The organism is Stutzerimonas stutzeri (assembly GCF_024448895.1).
In the GTDB taxonomy this organism is placed as follows: Bacteria; Pseudomonadota; Gammaproteobacteria; order Pseudomonadales; family Pseudomonadaceae; genus Stutzerimonas; species Stutzerimonas stutzeri_Q.
The window spans coordinates 31,863-55,045 of sequence record NZ_JAMOIC010000011.1 but is presented as its reverse complement, the minus strand read 5'-3'; the positions used below and the strand labels follow the sequence as shown (position 1 = coordinate 55,045).

Below are 23,183 nucleotides of genomic sequence, written 5' to 3'. Positions count from 1 at the left end.
AGTTGGCGAAGTGTCGATTTGACACCTGCACAGAAACGAAAAACCCCGCCAAGGCGGGGTTTTTTATGCGGCATCGATTACTTGTGGCCGAGTTTTTTCAGTTCTTCATCACGCAGTTCGCGACGCAGGATCTTGCCAACGTTGGTGGTAGGCAGTGTGTCGCGGAACTCGACGGTTTTGGGTCGCTTGTAGCCGGTGACGTTGTCATGCATGTGCTGCATGACCTGTTCCTTGGTCACGCTTTCGCCGGGCTTGACCACCACGAACAGCTTGATTGCCTCGCCCGACTTTTCGTCTGGAACACCGATCGCAGCGCACTGCAACACGCCCGGCAGTGTCGCGAGGACGTCTTCCAGCTCGTTCGGATAGACGTTGAAACCGGATACCAGAATCATGTCTTTCTTGCGGTCGACGATCCGCATGTAGCCGTCTTCCTGAATGATCCCGATGTCACCGGTCTTCAGCCAGCCATCGGCACTGAGAATCTCGTCGGTGGCGTCCTGGCGCTGCCAGTAGCCCTTCATCACCTGCGGACCCTTGACGCAGAGTTCGCCAATGGCACCCATCGGCAAGTCGTTGCCTTCGTCGTCGATGACTTTGCACAGCGTCGATGGCATCGGGATGCCGATGGTGCCGATCTGGATACCGCCGAACGGATTGACCGAAACCACCGGGCTGGTTTCGGTCATGCCGAAGCCCTCGCAGATCTCACACCCTGTGACTTGCTGCCACCGTTCAGCCGCCGCCAGTTGCAGCGCCATACCGCCGGAGAAAGTGGCTTTCAGCGACGAGAAGTCGAGCTTGCGGAAGTCTTCGTTGTTGCACAGCGCCACAAAGAGGGTGTTGAGCCCTACGAAGCCGGTGAAACGATGCTTGCCAAGGTCCTTGACGAACGTCGGCAGGTCACGCGGATTGGTGATCAGCACGTTATGGGCGCCGATCAGCATCATGGTCATGCAGTGAAAGGTGAAAGCATAGATGTGGTACAGCGGCAGCGGCGCGACCATGGTTTCGCAACCATTGCCCAGCTCGGAGCCCATCAGTGCGCGGCACTGCAACATGTTGGCGACGATGTTGCGATGGGTCAGCATAGCGCCCTTGGCGACACCGGTCGTGCCGCCGGTGTACTGCAGCACGGCTATATCGTCGCTCCCCGGGTTGGCTTCGCGGGGGGCCTTGCCTCGTCCGAGGGACATTGCATCAGTGAACTTGATGGCCTTCGGCAGGTTGTATGCCGGCACCATCTTCTTCACATGCTTGACCACGGCATTGACCAGCATGCGCTTGAAAGTCGGAAGCATGTCGCCGACTTCAGTGACGATCACATGACGGATGCCGGTCTTGGGAAGCACGGTCTCGGCCAGATGCGCCATGTTGGCCAGGCACACCAGCGCCTTGGCGCCGGAATCGTTGAACTGGTGCTCCATCTCCCGCGAGGTGTACAACGGGTTGGTGTTGACCACGATGAGGCCGGCACGCATGGCACCAAACACGACGACGGGGTACTGGATCAGGTTCGGCAGCTGGACCGCAATACGATCGCCCGGCTGCAGATCGGTGTTCTGCTGAAGATAGGCTGCGAATTCACCGGAAAGCGTGTACAGCTCACCGTAGGTCAGGGTTTTGCCGAGATTACTAAAGGCCGGCTTGTCTGCGAATTGCTCACAGGACTGTTTAAGCACAGCCTGAATGTTCTGGTACTCATCAGGATCGATCTCGCTCTTGACCCCGACAGGATACTTATCCTTCCAGAAGTTATCGGTCATGAAACCCCACTCCTAAGCGACAGCTTTACTGCATAAAGCAGCTGTTTTGTTGTGTTTTGTTAATTTTTGTACGGAATATCCGGCCAAATGCGGATTTGAGGTTAGCAGCTTTGAAAGTGGCCGAACAGTGTCCCATCCGAGCCATGCAGGCACAAAGTGACCGCAGAATTGACTGCGGTCACTTTTTATTCATCGTGTAATCGATGACTGGCTGGGCGCTCGATCAGGCTTGATCGCGTAGTTCACGTCGAAGGATCTTGCCTACCGGCGTCATGGGCAGCGAGTCGCGGAACACGAAGTGCCGGGGCACCTTGTAGCCGGTGAAGTTCTCACGGCAATAGGCTTGCAGCTCATCGGTGGTCAGGCTGTCATCGCTGCGCACGACAAACAGCTTCACCGCCTCCCCGGATCGCTCATCCGGAACACCAATGGCCGCACAGGCTGTGACTTTTGGATGGGCCATGACCACGTCTTCGATCTCATTGGGATAGACGTTGAAGCCCGAAACGATGATCAGGTCTTTCTTCCGATCGACGATGCGCACGAATCCATCCGCATCGATCACGGCGATGTCACCGGTTTTCAGCCAGCCCTCCGCATCCAGCACCTCGGCCGTGGCGTCCGGGCGCTGCCAATAGCCCTTCATCACCTGCGGGCCCTTGACGCAGAGCTCGCCGCGCTCTCCTACGGCCAGCTCGGTGCCCTCGTCGTCAATGACCTTCAGGGTCGTGCCTGGCACCGGCAGCCCGACAGTGCCCAGACGCGAGCTCGGCCCGTGCGGATTGGCGCAGACGACAGGCGACGTTTCGGTCAGCCCGTAACCTTCTGTCACGGTCACGCCAGTCATGCCCTTCCAGCGTTCGGCGACGGCGGAAACCAGTGCGGTACCGCCTGAGTTGGTGCCCTTGAGCGAGGAGAAATTGATCTTCTTGAATTCGGGATGGGACATGAGCGCGACGAACAGCGTATTCAGCCCAAGGAAGGCAGTGAACTGCCACTTCTGCAACTCTTTGACGAATCCGTCGATGTCTCGCGGATTGGTGATCAGCACGTTGTGGTTGCCCGTCACCATCATGCACATGCAGTTAACCGTGAACGCATAGATGTGATACAGCGGCAGCGGCGCGATCATGATCTCCTGACCTTCCTTGATGATCGTCTGGCCGTTCTCGTCCAGCTGCTGCATGTTGGCGCGAACCTGCTGCATGTTCGCCACCAGATTGCCGTGTGTGAGCATCGCGCCCTTGGCCACGCCGGTCGTGCCGCCGGTGTACTGCAGCACCGCGGTGTCGTCCAGGCTGAGCGTTGCAGGTTTAAGACTGTGACGTCCGCCGTCACGCAACACATGCTTGAACGAAAGCGCCTGCGGCAGGTTGTAGGCCGGCACCATCTTTTTCACATGCTTGACGGCTGCGTTGACCAGCAGCCCCTTCAAAGACGGCAGCATGTCGCCAATCTGCGCCTCGATCAGGACCTCGATCCCTGTATCGGGTAACACCTCCTGAACCAGCTTGCCGAACGTATTGAGGTAGACCAGTGCGCGCGCGCCGGAGTCCTTGAACTGATGACGCATTTCCCGCGCGGTGTATAGCGGATTGGTGTTCACTACGATCAGCCCGGCGCGCAGGGCGCCGAACACGGCAATGGGGTACTGCAACAGGTTGGGCATCTGCACCGCAATGCGATCCCCGGGTTTCAAGTCGGTGTGGTTCTGTAGCCAGGCCGCAAAGGCCGCCGAGTAACGCTCGAGATCCGCGTAGGTCAGCGTCACCCCCATGTTGCTGAAGGCGGGACGGTTCGCGTGGGTTTTACAGGAGCGCTCGAATACTTCCACCACTGAGCGGAAGCCGCCCATATCCACATCGTTGGGCACGCCGGTGGGACGTTTGTCGTTCCAGAAGTCAGGTTGCATTGTTATTGGCCTCTTTACCTGAAAGTGTCTGGCCCACTTGCGGCGGGCTGTGGCGAACTTAACAGCTCCGCTGTGCCGCGCAATAGCATGGCGTGCGTAATCAGTGATGTGAATCTACGGCCACTGCAGTTAGCAGCCCAGCGCGCGACATCACCGTCGCAGACCTCTAGAATGCTGCCACCCGAGCGCCCTCCACGGCGTATCCGTCAAGACATCCACGATTGCTGTCCCGACAGTTTTTTCGTTTGTTACCGCATTCAGAGGTTTACGCATGAGCACACTGAGCAACACTCCCTACGCCGACCTCGAAGTCGGGCAGAAAGCTACCTATAGCAAGACCGTGGAAGAGCGCGATATACAGCTGTTCGCCGCCATGTCGGGCGATCACAACCCGGTCCACCTGGACGCCGAGTTCGCCGCCTCGACGATTTTCCGCGAGCGCATCGCCCATGGCATGTTCAGCGGAGCCTTGATCAGCGCCGCCGTCGCCTGTGAGCTGCCCGGGCCCGGCACAATCTACATAGGGCAGACGATGCGTTTCGTACTGCCGGTCAAGCTCGGCGATACCTTGACAGTGCGCCTGGAGATTCTCGAAAAGCTTCCCAAATTTCGCGTCCGCATTGCCACCCAGGTATACAACCAGCGCGACGAGATGGTTGTCGACGGCGAAGCCGAAATCCTTGCGCCACGCAAGGCACAGACCGTCGAGATCAAGGCTCTTCCGCCGGTCAGCATTGGCTGAGCAAGCCCATTTCTGATCCCCTTAAAGCACCACGCTTGAAATCAGCCGTCCAAAGGCGCCTCTCCGGCGCCTTTTTTGCGCATGCGTCTGGCAAACCCGGGATATCAGCGCTACTCGTTGCCGTGACGAGTTTTAGGCGAACCGGCTCGCCATTTCAGAAAAGCCATAGGCTTCAAATGCGCTTCGCAGTAAAGGATAGGAGCCGTTCCGTGACACTGATATGGAACTGACTGCAAGCAGAAAGCTACTACGGCCCTTCCCTACGCCCCGAAAAGTACCGATTGCGGAGGATGCGCTCGTCGAGACCGACGCCGACCATCCCGCAGGCAGTACAACAAGAACAACATCGGGACCTCCACCATGCACATACGCTCGACTGCATATCGGCACCTGGCAGCGCTCATGCTCGGCAGCCTGTCTCTGGCTATTCACTCAGCTTCCGCGGCACCGTTGGACCCCGGGCCCGACGAAGCCTTGCTTTACTACAAGAGAGCCGATGGCGAGTACGCCGGCTGGGGACCACATCTGTGGAATACGCCCAACTGTAATGGGAGCCAAAGCGAAACAGGCTGGGACCAACCGCTAGCGCCGGCCGGGTCCGACCCAGACTATGGCGTCTACTACCGTATTCCGCTGACCGCTGATGCCAGCTGCCTTAACCTGATCATGCACAAGGGCGACGAGAAGGACCTGGGTGGTGGTGACCTCACATGGCACCTGGATGACACGGGCCGTCGCGCCTTCACCCTTAGTGGTAACGCGCAGCTCTCCAGCACCCCGCTGAGCGGGGCAGCGATCGGAATCAAGGGCGCGCGTGCACATTGGCTAGACCCGTTCACGCTGGCGCTTTATGGCGGCGCATCTGGCGCCGCGCGAGTCGAACTGCGCTACTCGATCGACGCCAGCATCCGAATCGACGCCAGCATCCGAATCGACGGCGGGGCACGTACCGTCAGCGGCGGCACCCCACTTGCCCTCACCCCCGCGACGCTACGCGAAGGCCTTAGGCGCCAGCATCCCCATCTGGCGGACGCGCCCGCCTTCCGTCTCGAATCCGCCGCCAGGGATTTGCGCCGTGCAGTGACGAGCCAGTTGGTGGTTGTTGCCTACGACGCACAGGATCGGGTGATCGATGCTACCGAGGTGCAGACGGCAGGCATTCTGGACATGCTGTTCGCCTACAACGGCACCCTCGGTGCGCGAATGGATGAGCGTGGCGTGTCCTTCAAACTCTGGGCGCCAACAGCGCAGCGGGTACGTCTGCATGTGTTCGACGCGAAGAAGAATCTTCTGCCCGGATATCCCAAAGCCATGCGCGAACGACTCGGCGTATGGAGTCTGGACGGATCTCGCGCTCTGGATCGGCAGTACTACCAGTACGAAGTCACCGCTTATCGCCCGAGCACCGGCCAGATCGATAGCACGATGGTCAGTGACCCCTACGCCCTGAGCCTCTCGCGCAACAGCCAGTACGCCCAGGTGGTTGACCTTGATGCCGGAGATCTAAAGCCTTCAGGCTGGGACGCGCTTCGCCCGCCGCGGCCGCCACGCCCGGAGTCGAGCGTTATCTATGAAACCCATTTGCGTGACTTCAGCGCCAGCGATCAAAGCGTTCCGCTTGATCTGCGCGGGACCTACGGCGCGTTCACGCAGCCCGACAGCGACGGCATGCGCCACCTGCGGGATCTGCGTGCGGCAGGCCTGACGCATGTGCAGCTCCTTCCGGTTTTCGACATCGCCACCATCGATGAAGACCCGAGGCGCCAGGTCGACCTCGATGACCCTTTCGCCAAGCTCTGCGAAACGTCAGCCGGGACGCGCGATCGCTGGTCGCAATACTGCGGCGCAGCAAGCATTCGTCAGGTGCTGCAGGGCTTCGACCCAGCCAGTGGTCAGGCACAAATGCTCTACAACGATCTGCGCGCCTCTGACAGTTTCAATTGGGGCTACGACCCTTTCCATTTCACAGTTCCGGAGGGCAGTTATGCCAGCGACGCTGAAGGCGTCCAGCGCATCATCGAATTCCGCAAGATGGTCCAGGCATTGTCTGCCGAGGGTCTGGCGACGGTAATGGACGTGGTCTACAACCACACCAATGCTTCAGGGCTGGGCGATAAGTCGGTGCTCGACAAGGTGGTGCCCGGTTATTACCACCGTCGCGACCCCGCGACCGGGGCGGTGGAAACCTCGACCTGCTGCGACAATACGGCCAGCGAACACCGCATGATGACCAAGTTGATGGTCGACTCGCTGGAAGTCTGGGCGCGCGACTACAAGATCGCAGGCTTTCGCTTCGATCTGATGGGCCATCACATGCGCGAAAACGTGCTCAGGGCATACCGCGCGGTTCGCCGCATCGACCGTGACACTTACTTCTATGGCGAAGGTTGGGATTTCGGCGAAGTCGCAGGCAACGCACGGGGCATCAATGCCACCCAGGTGAACATGGCCGGTACCGGCATCGGTACGTTCAACGATCGCCAGCGCGATGCCGTCCGCGGTGGCAGCCCGTTCGACAGCGGCGAAAACATTCGTCGAAATCAGGGTTTCGCCAATGGCCTATTGGTCCTGCCGAATGAACTCGCTGAAGCCGGCGCGCCGGAAAAGGCCAAGCTGCTGCACGCGGCTGATCTGATTCGCGTAGGCATTGCGGGCGGCCTGCGGGACTTCAACTTCGTCAGCGCCGACGGCAGCATTCGTAGCGGAGGCGAGATCGACTACAACGGCCAGCCGGCCGGATATACGCTGGACCCGCAAGAAACCGTCAACTATGTCTCCAAGCACGATAATCAGACGCTCTGGGACAACAATCAGTACAAGTTGCCCGCCAGTCTGACGGTGGCCGACCGCGTGCGCTTGCAACTGGTCGCGCTCTCCGTTCCGCTGTTCAGCCAAGGCGTTCCGTTCATCCACCTCGGCTCCGACATCCTTCGCTCGAAGTCCATGCAACGTGACAGCTATGACTCCGGTGACTGGTTCAACGCGGTGGACTTCACCTATCAGGACAACAACTGGAACAAGGGCTTACCGCGTGCGGACAAGGACGGCGACAACTGGCCGCTGATCCGTCAGGTCATCGCCAACCCCAACACCAGGCCGAGCGCGCCCGATATCGTCGCAGCGAAGCGTCGCTTTCTCGAGTTGCTGAAAATCCGCAGCGATAGTCCGCTGTTCCAGCTGGACAGCGCGCGTGAAGTCCAACGCCGCCTGCAATTTCACAACACCGGCCCACAACAGCAGCCAGGGGTAATTGCCTTCAGCCTTGCGGATGGAGTGCGCGACGGTCGAGATCTGGACCGTCGCTATCAGGCCATGACCGTCGTGCTCAACGCGTCACCTGAGCGTGTTCGCCTGCCCGGCGGTAGTGGCTATCAACTGCATCCGGTCCTGCAAAGCTCGAGCGATCCGGCCAGCCGCCAATCGAGGATCGCCGAGGGCGAGTTCGAAGTACCGCCCTATACGAGCGCGGTGTTCATTCAACCTCAGCACCGCAGCCGTTGATTTGCAGGCATAAAAAAGGGCGACCTAAGTCGCCCAAATGCCTTGCGTGCTCTGTAGCTCTAGCGGGTCACGGCTTCTTGTGCGCGTCCTGCCAGATGAAATATCCGAAACCGCCAAGGAAGGCGACCATAAGGCCGACCGTGACCACCCCTGCGAGCACCACATTATCGACGAACATGATTTCCTACCTCCGACGCTGTTTCGCTGTTTGATGGGTGCATAGTCGCCCCGTCCGCCGACAAAAAAATTGACCGATATCAATGGGCGCAACGCCTTTGAAAGAAAGGCGCTGCGTAACCTGATCTAGATCAAAAAAACGGAGGTATCGGAGGGAGAACAGCGTTAATCGATAGGAAAAAGCCCGACTAATCGGGCCAGGCAGGAATGGCGCGAGGGTGTCTAGCCTTTCTTCGGTTTGGACTTGGGCTTCTTTTTCGACTTGCCCAGCGGCAGTGCTTGCTCAAAGGCCTGCCGCATCTCGGCGAGTCGCTTTTCCTTGATGTCGTGAATGCGCTTTTCGCGTTCGGCGCTGAAGTCGATCAGTTTCTCTTCACTGCTCATACGGTGGGCTCACGAGTGATCTGACGGAATGTAAGGTTGAGGCGTGGCTCGGATACCTTTCGGCTCCTGGCAATCTGGTGTTGCCAATAATGCTGCGTCGGGCCGCTCATGACCAGCAACGAACCATGCTCGAGTACGACCGAATGCTCAATTCGGCTGTTCCCCTTGCGGCGGAAATCGAAACGTCGCGCCGCGCCCAGATTAAGTGACGCCACCAACGGCTGATCGCCCAGCTCCGGCTCGTCATCGCTGTGCCAGCCCATCGCATCCTGGCCGTCTCGGTAGAGATTGAGTAGAACGCCATTCAGGGTCTGACCGATGTGTTGTTCCACGCGCTGGCGAATCTCGGCCAGCAGCGGCGTCCAGGGAAGGGGCTCGTGAAGCAGGCCAGAATAGCGATAGCGTGCCTCGGGCTCGCCGTACCAGGCCACGAGTCTCGGCACCGAGACACTTCGACCATAGATTTTTATCTGCGGTTGCGACCAGGGCGTCCGTTGCGACAGTTCGCTCAACCATCCATCAGCGACGCCAGGCTCGACCCATTGCGGCACGTAATGCAGATCGGCGTCCGGCATATCGACCAGGAAGCGGCGACCGATGGGCGATGGAGACGGCTCAGACCTCGACATCGACCCAAAGCCCTTGGCGCGGAAGCTCGTCGATGGCGTCCTGATCTTCTTCAGCAGTCTCGCCTTCAGCCAGTTCCTGTGGCGTGTAGCCGCGGCGGCGCTGGCGTCTGCGCTGCTCGTCACGCAGCATCTGCTCGGCTTCCTGCGGATGACGGCGATCCAGTCCTACCGAACTTTCGTTGGCGCTCGGTTGCACAGGCGTAACCGGCGCGATCTCGGGCCGTGGCTTGACCACATCCTGCTGCGCGGTGACCTGAACGGTGCCGGGCGGTACGACTGGTAGCATCTTCGCTCTCCCATGGATAAGCCCGAACAACCGGTGACTTCATGCGGGCTTGCACCAGTTGATCGGCCGGAATGCAGTCAACTTTAACAGCATCGCTATAACTTCCATCTGCGCGCCTGATTCGCCGCACCCGGAAGCAGGCAGCTACCATTCCCCAATCGGCATCTGTCGTCGCTCTATCGACGGTGATCCGTTAACATAGCGGGCTTTTTCACAGCGGAGGCAGGGCATGGCGCAGCAGTATCTACCGGGGCAACGCTGGATCAGCGACAGCGAAGCGGAACTCGGTCTGGGAACCATCCTCATGCTGGATGGCCGGATGCTCACCGTGCTCTACCCGGCTACGGGCGAAACCCGGCAGTACGCCGCACGGAGCGCCCCGCTGACCCGCGTGCGTTTCGTTCCAGGTGACGAAGTCACGCATTTTGAAGGCTGGAAGATGACCGTGCGCGAAGTCGATGACGTCGACGGGTTGCTCGTCTATCACGGCCTGACCGCGCAGAACGAAGCCCGCACCCTGCCGGAAACCCAGCTGTCGAACTTCATCCAGTTCCGCCTCGCCAGTGATCGCCTGTTCGCCGGGCAGATCGACCCGTTGAACTGGTTCAAGCTGCGTTACCACACCCTGGAAAATCAGAGCAAACAGCTGACCTCCTCGCTGTGGGGCCTGGGTGGCGTGCGTGCGCAGCCCATCGCGCACCAGTTGCACATCGCGCGCGAAGTCGCCGACCGTATCGCCCCGCGCGTATTGCTGGCTGACGAAGTAGGTCTCGGCAAGACCATCGAAGCCGGCCTGGTCATCCATCGCCAGCTGCTTTCCGGGCGCGCCAAACGCGTACTGATCCTGGTGCCGGAAAACCTGCAGCATCAATGGCTGGTGGAAATGCGCCGCCGCTTCAATCTGCAGGTCGCCCTGTTCGATGACGAGCGCTTCATCGAAAGCGATGCCAGCAACCCCTTCGAGGACACCCAGCTGGCGCTGGTCTCGCTGGAGTGGTTGAAGGACGACGAGCGCGCGCAGGATGCCGCTTTTGCCGCCGGCTGGGATCTGCTGGTGGTGGACGAGGCGCATCACTTGGTATGGCACCCTGAAAACGCCAGCGCCGAGTACAAGCTCGTCGAGCAGCTGGCCGAAGTCATTCCCGGCGTTCTGCTCTTGACCGCCACACCCGAACAGCTCGGCCAGGAAAGCCATTTCGCCCGTCTGCGCCTACTTGATCCGAACCGTTTCCATGACCTCGAAGCCTTCCGCGCCGAGAGCGCCAGCTACCAGCCGGTCGCCCGCGCAGTTCAGGAATTGCTCGACGAGGGACGGCTGTCGCAGGAAGCCCACCAGACTATCCATGACTTCCTCGGTGCTGAAGGCGAAGCCCTGCTTGCCGCCGCTACAGATGGTGACATCGAAGCCAGCAGCCGCCTGATTCGCGAACTGCTCGACCGTCACGGCACAGGCCGCCTGTTGTTCCGCAACACCCGCGCCGCGGTGCGTGGCTTCCCTGAGCGCCAGCTGCATCCGTATCCGCTGCCCTGCCCCGCCGAGTATCTTGAACTGCCGTTGGGCGAGCATGCCGAGCTGTATCCGGAAGTCAGCTTCCAGAGCCAGCAGGAAGAACCGGATGCGCAGAACCGCTGGTGGAATTTCGACCCGCGCGTCGAGTGGCTGATCGACACGCTGAAGATGCTGAAGAAATTCAAGGTGCTGGTCATCTGTGCCCACGCCGAGACTGCGCTGGATCTGGAAGACGCGCTACGTGTGCGCTCCGGCATCCCGGCCACCGTGTTCCACGAAGGCATGAGCATCCTCGAGCGCGACCGCGCTGCCGCCTACTTTGCCGATGAAGAATTCGGCGCGCAGGTACTGATCTGTTCCGAGATCGGCAGTGAGGGCCGTAACTTCCAGTTCGCCCACCATTTGGTTTTGTTCGATCTGCCGGCGCATCCGGATTTGCTCGAGCAGCGCATCGGCCGTCTCGACCGGATCGGCCAGGCACATGTCATCCAGCTGCACGTCCCGTACCTGGAAACCAGCCCGCAGGAACGTCTGTTCAAGTGGTATCACGAAGCGCTCAACGCCTTCCTTAACACCTGCCCCACTGGCAACGCGCTGCAGCACCAGTTCGGCCCACGCTTGCTCAATCAGCTTGAAGAAGGCGATGACGATGAGTTCCAGAAGCTCATTGAGGAAGCCCGCGCCGAACGCGATCGTTTGGAAGCCGACCTTCACGCCGGCCGCGACCGCTTGCTGGAACTCAACTCCGGCGGTGGCGAACAGGGCAAGGCACTGGTCGAGGCCATCGAGGAGCAGGACGACCAGTTCGCCCTGCCGATCTACATGGAAGAGCTGTTCGACGCCTTCGGCATCGACAGCGAAGACCATTCCGAGAATGCCCTGATCCTGCGTCCCAGCGAGAAGATGCTCGACGCCAGCTTCCCGCTTGGCGACGACGAAGCCGTGACCATCACCTACGATCGCGAGCAGGCACTGGTCCGCGAAGACATGCAGTTCCTGACATGGGAACACCCCATGGTGCAGGGCGGCATGGATCTGGTGCTGTCCGGCTCCATGGGCAACACCGCGGTGGCGCTGATCAAGAACAAGGCGCTCAAGCCCGGCACCGTGCTGCTGGAACTGCTGTATGTCAGCGAGGTAGTGGCTCCGCGCGCGCTGCAGCTCAATCGCTTCCTGCCACCTTTGGCACTGCGCTGCCTGCTGGACTCGAACGGCAATGACCTGGCGTCCAAAGTCGCATTCGAAACCCTGACCGACCAGTTGGAAAGCGTACCGCGTGCCAGCGCCAACAAGTTCGTCCAGGCCCAGCGTGACGTGCTCGCCGCGCAGATAGCCGATGCCGAAGCCAAGGTCGCACCGCGCCATGCCGAGCGCGTCGCGGAAGGGCAGCGCCGGCTCAAGGCCAGCCTCGACGAGGAACTGGCCCGTCTGACGGCGCTGCAAGCGGTCAATCCGAGCGTGCGTGACAGCGAGATCGAAGCCCTGCGCAAGCAGCGCGAGCAAGGCCTGGAGATGTTGGACAAGGCAGGACTGCGACTGGAGGCGATTCGCGTGCTTGTCGCTGGCTGATCCATTCCGCCAGGTAAAAGAAGGCCGGCTTCGAGCAATCGAAGCCGGCTTTTTATTGGCGGGCTGATGGCTTTACGAAGTGCTCATCTATCGATGAGAGCGACACAAGCTTCGGACACCCAAGCAGGCACACCCGCTCCTTCGCACGGCACTGAGCGCAGCGATGCCATAAGTTACCTGCAACCCAAACGACGGGTATCGCAAGCTCAACCCGCCCTAAGTCGATTGTCGTGCTCTATATGCGTCAGTGTGCCAAGCAGTACCGTCACGCCCGTAGGATGGCGTTGAGCGAAGCGATACCCATCGGCCATTCCTCCAAGTTGTCGCCTGACGCCGGAAGATCAAGGGGTGCAGTCTTCAACGTCGCGCCACCGCTAGCAGTTGCCGTGCCCTGCGTTGATCATCCTCATCCAGCTCGGCCAACAGTTGCGGCTTGCCCGCGATCAGCAATGCCAGCGGGACACCATCTCTATAGAGAATGCGGTTGCCTGCCACGGCCGGGACGCGCTCACCAGCCAGAAGAGTGCCGACCTGGTTGAGCGGATCGACCGCCGAAACCGCGACCATCTCGCCGGTCAGCGAACGCTTGCGCACCTCGCGCAGCAGGCCAACCGCTTCTGGCAAGGCGAATTGCTCACCGGATACGCCCGCCACAAAGCGCCCACCGCGGATTTCGCCTCGCGCTTCCAGCCGGTGATAAACGCGCAGCAGCTCGCTCCACGAGGGCAACCAGTCGGCCTCGCGATCCAGCAGACGCCAGAACACCACACCGTAGCGGCGCAGCAGGGTCATGGCGACGTGCTCCAGTGCTTCGGGGTCGAGTGCTGGTCGCCGAATCGGCATCGTTTCGGCCGGCGCAGGGTTGCCTTTGCGCACCAGAGCCCAGCGGCCGGCATCGGCCATACCGCCGATGAACGCACCGCCGCGGCTCTGTCGTGTGCTGCGTGAACGCTTGGCCGCCGGCGCAAGCAATGCGCGCAGACCTGCAAAACTATCGGCATTGACCAGCCCCACCGCGACCAGCTCGCCGAGCGCATCTTCCAACTCACTGCGCAACAGACGTGCGCCCTGCTGCAGTTCATCGAAAAACAGCGCACCCTGCCCTTGCAGCGTTTCGAATACCCGCTGCGCCCGGGATGAAAGCTCGGGCTGCGGCGCCTCGCTCGCCAACGCATACCAGGCCGCGAGCTGCCGACGCGGTAGCAGAACGATGGGCGTGCCGCGCACCGGTCCGCTGCTGGCCTTGATCCGTCCGGCCAGACGCGTCCAGACCACTCGCCCCGAGCGGCACAGCTCGTCCAGCCAAGTGCCGCCATAATCTTTCAATCGGGACGGTAGCAAGTCGCTTTCCCACGCCCCGGCAGCGGCCTGAAAGCCTTCGAGCTGTTCGATCACCGTACCCAGCGCGTCGCGGCCCTGCATGCGGGTCGATTCGGACAGATGCTGCCAGTCGAACAGGAACCGCATGAAGTCGGCACGCTCCACGGGCTCGATTTCGCGACGCAGCCGCTTAACCGTATAGCGGTGGATGCGTGCCAGCAGATGCCGCTCGCACCACTCGTCTTCGACTGCGCCGGGGGTGAATCGGCCCCGCAACACGTAGCCTTCGGACTCGAGGCGGGTCAGGGCCTGCGCCACAGAGGATGCAGGCAGCGCCAGCGGCCGGGCGATCAGCGGGATTGGCAAAGGGCCAAAACCGGTCAGCCGCGCACGGATGAGCTCGGCCAGGGCCTCGTCTTCGCCCGTCCGCTGATCGAAGCCTGGCAAGGGTGCCAGCGGCGGTTCGCACGTCGCGTTGGGGTAGATTGATTGCAACAAACTCAGCCGCTCAATCGGCAACCAGAGCGCACAGTCATGCGCGACCTTCATCCGTGTCGCGCGCCCTCCCCGAGCCAACTCGGCCAGCCAGGCAGGCCAATCCTGTTCGCTGAGGATTTCGCCCTCGGCGATGCAGCCCAGCCCCATTAACGCTTCGTGAAGCTCGTCCACATGACGTGCCTGAGGCCAGGCCTCTTCGCCTACCGCCTCGATCGCAGCGGCATCCAGCGCACCGAGGTCATCCGCAGATTCCGGATCGGTCCAGCGCCGATTCAGTACCGCCTGGGTGCGGCGCTCTTCCAAAGGTGCGTCGTCGAGAAACGCGTAAGGCCGAGCACCGAGCACCTCCATGGCTAGCGGCGATGGCGCTGGCAGGTCTCGGGACAACAGCTGGACATCGCCGGCCTCGATGCGGCGCAACAGGTTGAGCCAACCCTCGCTGTCCATTGCGTCGTGCAGACAATCATTCAAGGTCTGCGACACCAGCGGATGGTCCGGCACCTCGCGCTCGCCAACGATGTTTTCCAGGCAGGCGACCTGATCGGGAAAGACTGTCGCGAGCAGATCCTCGCTCTTCATTCGTTGCAGTTGCGGGGCGACCTTACGCCCGCCGGCCATCCGCGGCAGCGCCAGTGCGGTGGTCGCATTCCAGCGCCAGCGCACACCGAACAGCGGGGCATCGAGCAGCGCTTGAACCAACACCGCCTCGGCGCTGTTGGAGTGCAGATAGCGCCAGACTTCATCGAGCGGAAAGCTGTGACTGGTGGACAGGGAAAAGATGATGGCGTCTTCGGTCGCCGCCGCTTGCAGCTCGAAGTTGAAGGTACGGCAGAAGCGCTTGCGCAGCGCCAGGCCCCAGGCGCGGTTGATCCGGCTGCCGTAGGGAGAATGGATGACCAGCTGGGTGCCGCCAGACTCGTCGAAGAAGCGCTCCATTATCAGCCGCTGCTGCGTCGGTAGTGCTCCAAGGGCGGAGCGTGCACGGGCAAGGTACTCGACGATCTGGCGAGCAGCGGCTTCCGACAGGCCGAGGGTGTCGGTGAGCCAGTCGATGGCGGGTTGCAGCCTCGATGAGTCATCCAGCGTTTCTGCTTTGGTAGGAGCCAGCTCGCTGGCGATCCCAGCAGACTCAAAAGCATCGCCAGCAAGCTGGCTCCTACGGGACTCGGCTTCGGCCAGGCGCTCGCCAATCTCCTTAACGCCCATTTCATGCCGTGACAGCGCACCGGACGTTTCGTCGCCTCCCGCTTTTGTAGGAGCCAGCTCGCTGGCGATCCCAGCGGACTCAAAAGCATCGCCAGCAAGCTGGCTCCCACGGGACTCGGCTTCGGCCAGGCGCTCACCGGTCTCATCAACGCCCATTTCATGCCGTGACAGCGCATCGGACGTGTCGTCGCCGCCCGCTTTTGTAGGAGCCAGCTCGCTGGCGATCCCAGCGAACTCAAAAGCATCGCCAGCAGGCTGGCTCCTGCGGCACTCGGCTTCGGCCAGGCGCTCGTCGATTTCCCCTCGCAGCCTGGCTACTGCCGCGGACAACTCATCGCTGCGCCCTGGCGCTTCGCCTAGCCAGAACGGAATGTTTGGCGGCTGGCCCTGCGCGTCTTCAACTCGCACCCGACCAGACTCGATCTTGATGATGCGGTAGGAGGTATTCCCCAGCTGAAAGACATCACCGGCAAGACTCTCAACGGCAAAATCCTCGTTCACCGTGCCGATGTTGAAGCCCTGGGGCTCCAGTAGCACCGAGTAATCGGAGTTGTCGGCAATGGTGCCGCCTGAGGTCAGCGCCGTCAGGCGACCGCCGCGCCGCTCTCGCAGGCTGCGGTTGACCAGATCCCGATGCAGATAGGCGCCCCGCGCACCGTGACGGGTGGTATAGCCCTCGGCGAGCATAGTGAGCAGCGCCTGGTAATTGTCTTCGCTGAGCGTGCTGTATGGCATGGCGCGGCGAATCAGCTTGAACAGCGCGTCTTCCTGCCATTCCTGGCAGGAAACCTCAGCGACGATCTGTTGCGCGAGCACATCAAGCGGCGCGACGGGAATCACCAGGGTATCCAGCTCGCCGCGCCGGACGCTGTCCAGCAAGGCAGTGCACTCGATCAGGTCATCGCGGGAACTGGGAAACAGCCGACCCTTCGAGACACCACCAACCTGATGCCCGGCCCGTCCGACTCGCTGCAGAAAAGCCGAGATCGAGCGCGGTGAACCCAGCTGGCAGACCAGTTCCACATCGCCGATATCGATGCCCAATTCCAGCGAAGCGGTGGCCACCAGCACACGTAGCTCACCGCGTTTGAGGCGCTGTTCGGCATCGAGTCGTTGCTCGCGAGCCAGGCTGCCGTGATGAGCAGCTACCACTACATTGCCGAGGCGCTCGCTCAGATGCCGCGCGGCGCGCTCTGCCATCCGCCGAGTGTTGACGAAAATCAGCGTGGTACGGTGTTCGCCAGCCAATGCGGCGAGTCGGTCGTAGACCAGCTCCCACACCTCATTGCTCATCACCGCTTCCAGCGGCACCGGTGGCACCTCCAGCGCCAGATCCCTCGCCCGGCCATGGCCGACATCAATGACTTCGCAGCGGCGCCCGACCCCAACCAGAAAATCCGCTACCGCCTCGATCGGTTTCTGCGTGGCAGACAAGCCAACGCGCACCAGCGGGCCCTCGCACAATGCCTCGAGCCGTTCCAGCGACAGGGACAGATGGCTGCCGCGCTTGTTGCCGGCGAGGGCATGGATTTCGTCGACGATCACGCTGCGCACGCCCGTCAGCATCTGCCGGCCAGACTCGGAGCCCAGCAACACGTACAGCGATTCAGGCGTCGTCACCAGAATGTGCGGTGCCCGTTTGCGCATCGCCGCGCGCTCGGACTGCGGCGTGTCGCCGGTACGCACGGCGGTACGAATATCCAGCGCGGGCAGCCCCGACGCCTGCAACTCGGCCGAGATACCGGCCAGCGGTTGCTCCAGATTGACGTGGATATCGTTGGACAGCGCCTTCAACGGGGATATGTACAGCACCGAGGTTCTGTCGCCGAGCCCGCCCTCGGCCAGCCCCAGTTGCACCAGCTGATCGATTGCCGCAAGAAAGGCGGTCAGGGTCTTGCCTGAGCCGGTCGGCGCCGCCACCAGAGTCGACCGACCGGCACGGATCAGTGGCCAGGCGCGGGCCTGCGCGGGGGTCGGCGAGGGGAAGCTGCGGCTGAACCAGCGAGCCACGGCAGGATGAAAGTCGGCCAGCGCGTCATGTACGGGGGAGTCTGTCATCGAATGAATATGCTGCCGCAGCGGCTCATCTACAAGGCCGCCGGGCCGCAGTCTGTCGTATGAAAGGAAACGGCGTCGCCGCTTGGCGGTCCACTTCAGACAGCCCGTCGATGGAGAACACCATGAACAACCAAGCCCTGAACCTTGATGAAGCGATGCAGCTCGTCTCCGAAGCCTTTCTGCCCTGCGGCTGCGTCACCAGCGCCAACCCGGACGATGACAGCTTCGGGTTTACCGTGATGTCCGGCGGCGGCGCCGAACTGTTGCGAGTGCCCAGTGTGACGCAAGAGGAATACACCAGCCCCCAGCGCCTCGGTGGCGTGATCGAGCAAGCCCGGCTGGATGTGGAAGACAAGGAACAGCGCCTGGAGCCCTGGACCATGCCATCAATCACTGACGGCACCGGCATTCCGGAAACCCCGCCGAATTATTGATTCACCAGAACCCGACCAAACTGCACACGAGCTGATCACCAACCGACGAGGACAAGCATGAGCGATCCGGTACTTCTGATCACAGGCGCCTCCTCCGGAATAGGCGCGGCTACGGCGCGACTGGCCGCGGCGGTGGGATATCGCATCGCCCTGGCAGCGCGTTCCGAACACAAGCTGACGCAGCTGGTGCAGGAGTTGGGCGGAGCTGAACGTGCGCTCGCCATTCGCTGCGATGTGAAGGAGTACGCCGAGCAACAGGCCATGGTCCAGCAGGTGCTCGATCATTTCGGCCAGCTCGATGCGGTCTACGCGAATGCCGGCATGCCCGGGAGCGAAGGCGGCTTCAGCGGTGCCGACCCGGAGGTCTGGCGCGAGATGCTGCTGACCAACGTTTATGGCGTCGGCCTGACATTGCGCTGCAGCATCGAAGCGCTCAAGGCCAGCCGCGGACACCTGCTGTTGACCGGATCTGCCGCAGGGCGCTTCGTGATTCCCGGTTCGATGTACAGCGCCAGCAAGTGGGCGGTGACGGGCATGGGACTTAGTGTTCGCGAAGAACTACGCGGCACCGGCGTGCGCGTCACCTTGATCGAACCCGGTATGGTGGACACGCCACTGTTCGACGAACCGCCGGCTTACGCCATGCAACCCGAGGACATCGGGCGTGCGGTGGTCTATGCGCTGTCCCAGCCGCGCCATGTCGATGTCAACGAAATCCTGATACGCCCGACGCCGCCCATCGAGGACGGCTGAGCCCTGCGTAGCTCCATCCGAGATTGCTGTTGGTGGACGGTCGTCGTCTGACCTTTCGCCCTGCCCGATGTACTGCTTTGATCAGAATGCGGCCTGGTGACGGTTTCGTCCGGCAGAAACTTTTACGTCTCGCTTCGGGTCGCTATTAGAGGCGGTTTTCGGTAGATCCGAAGCGCCTACATTCGCGCATCGAACAAGGGGGTGTGCCCATGGGCAACCTGGCAGAACCGCGGGCGCAACAACCGGCATTGGCTGAGCTGGACTATCTGCTGCAACGCTTCCAACAGGTACGCGCTACCAGCGAAGCGATTTGCGCACCGCTGCAGACGGAGGACTATGTCATCCAGAGCATGCCTGACGTCAGCCCGCCGAAGTGGCACCTGGCACATATCAGCTGGTTCTTCGAAGCCTTCCTGCTCAAGCCTTATTTGAAGGGCTATAAGCCGCTAAACGACGCTTACGACCATCTGTTCAACTCCTATTACGAAACCCATGGCACGCCCTTTCCAAGGCTTCAGCGTGGACTGATCTCGCGCCCTGGCGTCGAAGACGTCTACCGCTTCCGTCAGCACGTCGATCGCGCAATGGGCGACCTGCTCGTCAACCCGCCGCAACAGCACGCGGCCGAAATCATGCGGCGGGTCGAGCTGGGCCTGCAGCACGAGCAGCAGCATCAGGAGCTGCTGCTGATGGACATCAAGCACATCCTCGCGCAGAACCCATTGCATCCGGTTTATCGCAGCGATCTGAAGCCCGTCCCGACCCTGCACAATGACCGTCTTCGCTGGCACGACCATGCCGCCGGCGTCCACCACATCGGTCATGCCGGTGGTGGTTTTGCGTTCGATTGCGAAACGCCAAGGCATCGGCAGTTCATCGAAGACTTCCAACTCGCAGACCGCCTCGTCAGCAATCGCGAGTACCTGTCGTTCATTGCTGATGGCGGCTATGCACGCAGCGACCTCTGGCTGTCCGATGGCTGGGCGCATATTCGCCAGCATGGCTGGAACGCGCCGCTGTACTGGCATCGCGACGACAGCGGCTGGTATGAGATGACGCTTGGCGGGCTACAACCGCTGGAGCTCGAAGCCCCCGTCTGCCACGTGAGTTTTTACGAAGCCGATGCCTATGTCCGCTGGGCCGGCGCCCGCTTGCCTACCGAGGCCGAGTGGGAAGTGGCCGCCACCGATCAACCACGTCGGGGCAACTTTCTCGAGAACGATCATTTGCAACCTGTGCCCGCCAATGTTCCTCATCAGGGCCCGGCGCAGCTGTTCGGTGATGTCTGGGAATGGACCGCCAGCGCCTATCGCCCCTACCCCGGTTTTCATCCGCTGGAAGGGAGCCTGGGCGAATACAACGGCAAATTCATGTCGGGGCAGATGGTCTTGCGTGGCGGCTGTTGCGCCACGCCCGAGGCCCATATCCGCGCGACCTATCGCAACTTCTTTCAGCCGGCAATGCGCTGGCAATTCGCCGGGCTGCGCCTGGCCAGGGAGCTATGAGACATGGCACTTGCCGTCCACTTTCATGACCAGACGCAGCCGACGCACGAAAGCTCCCTGCGCGACGAGGCACTGGCGGGATTCGCCGCATCGCCCAAGCGGATCTCGCCGAAATTCTTCTACGACCGCCGCGGCTCCGAGCTTTTCGAGCAGATCTGTCTGCAGCCCGAGTATTACGTCACCCGTACCGAGGAGAAGATTCTTGCGGCGGCGGCAAACGATATCCTCGAGATTGCCGGCCCGCAGACCGATCTGATCGAGTTGGGCAGCGGGGCTAGCCGCAAGGTGCGCCTGCTGCTCGAAGGGTTGAGACCCGTCAGCTATCTGGGCATCGACATCTCCGAAGACTTTCTGCTCACCAGCACCCGGCGCCTCGCCGCGGACTATCCCTGGCTGGAGGTGCATGCGGCGTGCGCGGATTTCTCGGATGAGCTGAAGCTACCTGACGATTTCACCATCCATCATCCGCTAGTGTTCTTCCCGGGCTCCAGCATCGGCAATTTCACCCCGCTGGAAGCACGCAAGCTGCTCGGCCATCTGCACGAAATCCTTCCGCCCGGCGGTGGGCTGTTGATTGGGGTCGATCTGGTCAAGGATCGGGACGTGCTCGAAGCGGCCTATAACGACCGTGCTCACGTGACCGCGGCCTTCAATCTCAATCTGTTGCAGCGGATCCGCCAGGAACTGGACAGCGATATTGATCCGTCCCGCTTCACCCACCAAGCGTTCTTCAATGAGCAGGATTCACGAATCGAAATGCATTTGATCAGCCGTGAAGCACAGGACGTCACCATCGAAGGGCACCGTTTTCACTTCAACGCTGGCGAAAGCCTGCACACCGAGAACTCCTACAAGTACACCTTGGAATCCTTTGCCGATTTAGCCATCAGCGCGGGCTTCGACTGCAGCGGTCAATGGACCGATGCCCAGAACCTGTTCAGCGTTCATTACCTGCAACGTCGTCCATGAGGCCTGTCACACCTCTTCTGTCCGCACTCGCCCTAGTCGCCTTTGGAACCGCAACGGCCGATGAGTCGGAGTTGCGGCTCAAGGATCTGCAGCGCTGCGGCGATCTGTTCTCCACCGAGCAGATGACGTTCTGCCTGCGCGGCGAAGGCCTCAATGACGAAGACCTCAAGGTGATGCTTGCCGGCAAGCGCATCGAGGCAAGCCAGAAGGATGGGCGGCTTCGCCTGACCCTGGACCGCAAGGACCACCAGAGCGGGCCGCTATGGCTGGAGCAAGGCGAGCGGCGCAGCAATCCGGTCTGGCTCACGCTCAACGGCAGCCATGTACTGGCTGCGGGGCCCGATGAAGTGGCCAAGAACATGGATGGGCTGACCACTTACGTTGATCTCGTCAGCGTGATCATCGAAGAAGATCACGACGGACTACAGGAGGCGCGTCGACTTGCCGAAAAGTACGGCGCCGAAGTGGTGGGCGTCATCGCTCCGCTTAATACCTATCAGCTGCGCTTGCCGGCTAAGAACCTGACCGAGCGCGACGCGCTGGTACTGCGCCTGGGCAGCGAGACCAGTGTGGATGCCGTGGTCGTGGAGGAATCGGGGGCCGAGGAGCCGCTGGAAGAAGACAAGGACAGCAAGCCACGCAACAGCGAATGGGTGGCCAATCGCTTTCTCGATGCGGTCGACTTTTATCTACACCGAATGCCCGCGAAGAAGGCGGCAATCAAGACTCACCCGGTACGGATCGGCATCATCGAGCGCGATGTCGATTTCGATTCACCCGAATTCGCGGCGTACCTGGGCGATTGTGATCCAGCCAAACCGAGAACCTGCGTCTATGCACGCGATGCCGAATCCCCTGCTGGGCACGGCACGAGCGTTACCGGCATTCTGGCTGCCCGGAGCGTCGATCCCGGCGACAACGGCTTCCTCAGTGCACTGGAGCCCACCAGCTCAGGCTTCGAAGTCATCGTGGAGCGCAACTCGGATGCCGGCATCACCGCCAACGTCGCGGCCTCGGTGAATCTGGTCGAGGACGGCGTGCGAGTGCTGAACTGGAGCTGGGGTATCCATCGCGTCGGCACGCTTGACGTGGACGGTGAAAAGATCGACTCCCTCGTGCGTTCGGGTGTCGCCATGAGCGGCTATGAGGAATTGCTCGAAGAGTTCTTTCTCTGGTTGCGCCGCGAACACCCCGACGTGCTGGTGGTGAACTCGGCGGGCAACGGCTCGGCTCATTCGGGCCAGGACGACTATCGCCTGCCGTCTTCCTTCATTACCGATCAGCTGCTGGTAGTCGGTGCTCATCAGCGCAACCTCGATAAGGACGTACCGGTCGAGCACCCTGACTATGTGACCAAGCGTCCGTCATCCAACATCGACATGCGCGTCGATATCACGGCATCAGCCTGTACCCGCGCCGCAACACTGGAACGCGGAAAACGAGGCGATGTGCATTGCGGAACTTCGTATGCGACACCCATGGTGACAGGCGTGATCGGCGCGATGCTGTCGATCAATCCAGCACTGGAGCCCGAGCAATTGCGCGAATTGCTTCGTCGCAGTGCCTTGACCATTGGCCGTAACAGCGATTTCGAGGCAGTCGAAGCCGACGATTTGACAGCACCGATCCTGCCTTCAGAACGCGGTTATCAGCTGGACAACCAGGACATCGGCCGCTCGGCTCGACTGGACATGCGCAAGGCGCTTGAACTGACCGTCGATAGCTTGCAGCACACCCGCTAGCGCTTAAATGCGTGTCCGCCGCCATCGCACGTCAGTTGCTATGAGGGGCGGACACGTTGATCGACGCGCTCCGTTTAGCCCGCTAGCGCCTCGCTCTGAAACACTCTGAAATAATCTGAGACGTTGGAAGCTGCTTGCTAACCGCGGGCAAGCGAAGCCGTGAAGACTGAGACCCCTGTCACATGGCAAAAATACGGCAAATCCTGAAAGTTCTGCGAATCA

Annotated in this window: 15 protein-coding genes; 8 read left to right on the top strand and 7 right to left on the bottom strand. The window is 61.3% G+C overall.

Features of this window, described 5'->3' with window-relative positions:
* Positions 1 to 77: 77 nt before the first annotated feature.
* Positions 78 to 1,766 carry a long-chain-fatty-acid--CoA ligase FadD1 gene (fadD1, locus tag NA619_RS14345; RefSeq protein ID WP_255962521.1) on the bottom strand — a complete coding sequence of 563 codons (1,689 nt, stop codon included), beginning with the start codon at positions 1,764 to 1,766 and terminating at the stop codon, positions 78 to 80.
* A 223-nt stretch (positions 1,767 to 1,989) separates the two neighbouring features.
* Positions 1,990 to 3,678, bottom strand: a complete 1,689-nt coding sequence (fadD2, locus tag NA619_RS14340) for a long-chain-fatty-acid--CoA ligase FadD2 (RefSeq protein ID WP_255962520.1) — start codon at positions 3,676 to 3,678, stop codon at positions 1,990 to 1,992.
* A 271-nt stretch (positions 3,679 to 3,949) separates the two neighbouring features.
* Between fadD2 and NA619_RS14335 the strand changes: the two genes are divergently transcribed.
* Positions 3,950 to 4,420, top strand: coding sequence for a MaoC family dehydratase (locus NA619_RS14335; protein ID WP_255962519.1), 471 nt, complete (start codon positions 3,950 to 3,952; stop codon positions 4,418 to 4,420).
* Positions 4,421 to 4,780: 360 nt separating this feature from the next.
* Positions 4,781 to 7,921: a pullulanase-type alpha-1,6-glucosidase gene (gene pulA, locus NA619_RS14330; RefSeq protein WP_255962518.1), complete on the top strand. Its 3,141-nt coding sequence runs from the start codon at positions 4,781 to 4,783 to the stop codon at positions 7,919 to 7,921.
* A 67-nt stretch (positions 7,922 to 7,988) separates the two neighbouring features.
* Here the strand turns inward: pulA and ccoM are convergent, their stop codons facing one another.
* From ccoM to NA619_RS14315, 4 genes are all read right to left on the bottom strand, one after another.
* Positions 7,989 to 8,099 (bottom strand): cytochrome c oxidase subunit CcoM, encoded by a 111-nt coding sequence (gene ccoM / locus NA619_RS25135; protein ID WP_336605460.1) that lies wholly within the window; start codon positions 8,097 to 8,099, stop codon positions 7,989 to 7,991.
* Positions 8,100 to 8,320: 221 nt separating this feature from the next.
* Positions 8,321 to 8,482 carry a hypothetical protein gene (locus NA619_RS14325; protein WP_255962517.1) on the bottom strand — a complete coding sequence of 54 codons (162 nt, stop codon included), beginning with the start codon at positions 8,480 to 8,482 and terminating at the stop codon, positions 8,321 to 8,323.
* The gene (locus NA619_RS14320; protein ID WP_255962516.1) at positions 8,479 to 9,111 is read right to left on the bottom strand and encodes an alpha-ketoglutarate-dependent dioxygenase AlkB family protein; all 633 of its coding nucleotides are present in this window, start codon (positions 9,109 to 9,111) and stop codon (positions 8,479 to 8,481) included. The genes NA619_RS14325 and NA619_RS14320 overlap by 4 nt, the downstream gene beginning before the upstream one ends.
* Positions 9,098 to 9,397, bottom strand: a complete 300-nt coding sequence (locus tag NA619_RS14315) for an aspartate-semialdehyde dehydrogenase (protein WP_255962515.1) — start codon at positions 9,395 to 9,397, stop codon at positions 9,098 to 9,100. The genes NA619_RS14320 and NA619_RS14315 overlap by 14 nt, the downstream gene beginning before the upstream one ends.
* 229 nt (positions 9,398 to 9,626) lie before the next feature.
* Here NA619_RS14315 and rapA point away from each other — a divergent pair, with 229 nt between their 5' ends.
* A complete protein-coding gene (gene rapA / locus NA619_RS14310) occupies positions 9,627 to 12,476 on the top strand; it encodes an RNA polymerase-associated protein RapA (RefSeq protein WP_255962514.1) in 2,850 nt (949 codons plus the stop codon).
* A 357-nt stretch (positions 12,477 to 12,833) separates the two neighbouring features.
* Here rapA and NA619_RS14305 read toward each other — a convergent pair whose 3' ends face one another.
* Complete coding sequence (locus NA619_RS14305) at positions 12,834 to 17,558, bottom strand: DEAD/DEAH box helicase (RefSeq protein ID WP_255962513.1); 4,725 nt, start codon at positions 17,556 to 17,558, stop codon at positions 12,834 to 12,836.
* Positions 17,559 to 17,680: 122 nt separating this feature from the next.
* On the opposite strand from NA619_RS14305, the gene NA619_RS14300 reads away from it, so the two are divergent.
* The 5 genes from NA619_RS14300 to NA619_RS14280 all read left to right on the top strand — a co-directional run bounded on the left by NA619_RS14300 (position 17,681) and on the right by NA619_RS14280 (position 22,961).
* Complete coding sequence (locus NA619_RS14300; RefSeq protein WP_255962512.1) at positions 17,681 to 17,992, top strand: hypothetical protein; 312 nt, start codon at positions 17,681 to 17,683, stop codon at positions 17,990 to 17,992.
* Between the two features lie 57 nt (positions 17,993 to 18,049).
* Complete coding sequence (locus tag NA619_RS14295; RefSeq protein ID WP_255962511.1) at positions 18,050 to 18,745, top strand: SDR family oxidoreductase; 696 nt, start codon at positions 18,050 to 18,052, stop codon at positions 18,743 to 18,745.
* Between the two features lie 209 nt (positions 18,746 to 18,954).
* The gene (egtB, locus tag NA619_RS14290; RefSeq protein WP_255962510.1) at positions 18,955 to 20,250 is read left to right on the top strand and encodes an ergothioneine biosynthesis protein EgtB; all 1,296 of its coding nucleotides are present in this window, start codon (positions 18,955 to 18,957) and stop codon (positions 20,248 to 20,250) included.
* A gap of 3 nt (positions 20,251 to 20,253) precedes the next feature.
* A complete protein-coding gene (gene egtD / locus NA619_RS14285) occupies positions 20,254 to 21,219 on the top strand; it encodes an L-histidine N(alpha)-methyltransferase (protein ID WP_255962509.1) in 966 nt (321 codons plus the stop codon).
* A complete protein-coding gene (locus NA619_RS14280; RefSeq protein ID WP_255962508.1) occupies positions 21,216 to 22,961 on the top strand; it encodes a S8/S53 family peptidase in 1,746 nt (581 codons plus the stop codon). The genes egtD and NA619_RS14280 overlap by 4 nt, the downstream gene beginning before the upstream one ends.
* Positions 22,962 to 23,183 lie beyond the last annotated feature (222 nt).

What these genes read in the sequence shown, in the direction of transcription:
- NA619_RS14320 (WP_255962516.1), bottom strand. Translation starts at nt 9,111, where the DNA reads ATGTCGAGGTCTGAGCCGTCTCCATCGCCCATCGGTCGCCGCTTCCTG.
- NA619_RS14280 (WP_255962508.1), top strand. Translation starts at nt 21,216, where the DNA reads ATGAGGCCTGTCACACCTCTTCTGTCCGCACTCGCCCTAGTCGCCTTT.
- egtB (WP_255962510.1), top strand. Translation starts at nt 18,955, where the DNA reads ATGGGCAACCTGGCAGAACCGCGGGCGCAACAACCGGCATTGGCTGAG.
- pulA (WP_255962518.1), top strand. Translation starts at nt 4,781, where the DNA reads ATGCACATACGCTCGACTGCATATCGGCACCTGGCAGCGCTCATGCTC.
- NA619_RS14295 (WP_255962511.1), top strand. Translation starts at nt 18,050, where the DNA reads ATGAGCGATCCGGTACTTCTGATCACAGGCGCCTCCTCCGGAATAGGC.
- egtD (WP_255962509.1), top strand. Translation starts at nt 20,254, where the DNA reads ATGGCACTTGCCGTCCACTTTCATGACCAGACGCAGCCGACGCACGAA.
- rapA (WP_255962514.1), top strand. Translation starts at nt 9,627, where the DNA reads ATGGCGCAGCAGTATCTACCGGGGCAACGCTGGATCAGCGACAGCGAA.
- NA619_RS14325 (WP_255962517.1), bottom strand. Translation starts at nt 8,482, where the DNA reads ATGAGCAGTGAAGAGAAACTGATCGACTTCAGCGCCGAACGCGAAAAG.
- NA619_RS14300 (WP_255962512.1), top strand. Translation starts at nt 17,681, where the DNA reads ATGAACAACCAAGCCCTGAACCTTGATGAAGCGATGCAGCTCGTCTCC.
- NA619_RS14335 (WP_255962519.1), top strand. Translation starts at nt 3,950, where the DNA reads ATGAGCACACTGAGCAACACTCCCTACGCCGACCTCGAAGTCGGGCAG.
- NA619_RS14315 (WP_255962515.1), bottom strand. Translation starts at nt 9,397, where the DNA reads ATGCTACCAGTCGTACCGCCCGGCACCGTTCAGGTCACCGCGCAGCAG.
- NA619_RS14305 (WP_255962513.1), bottom strand. Translation starts at nt 17,558, where the DNA reads ATGACAGACTCCCCCGTACATGACGCGCTGGCCGACTTTCATCCTGCC.
- fadD1 (WP_255962521.1), bottom strand. Translation starts at nt 1,766, where the DNA reads ATGACCGATAACTTCTGGAAGGATAAGTATCCTGTCGGGGTCAAGAGC.
- ccoM (WP_336605460.1), bottom strand. Translation starts at nt 8,099, where the DNA reads ATGTTCGTCGATAATGTGGTGCTCGCAGGGGTGGTCACGGTCGGCCTT.
- fadD2 (WP_255962520.1), bottom strand. Translation starts at nt 3,678, where the DNA reads ATGCAACCTGACTTCTGGAACGACAAACGTCCCACCGGCGTGCCCAAC.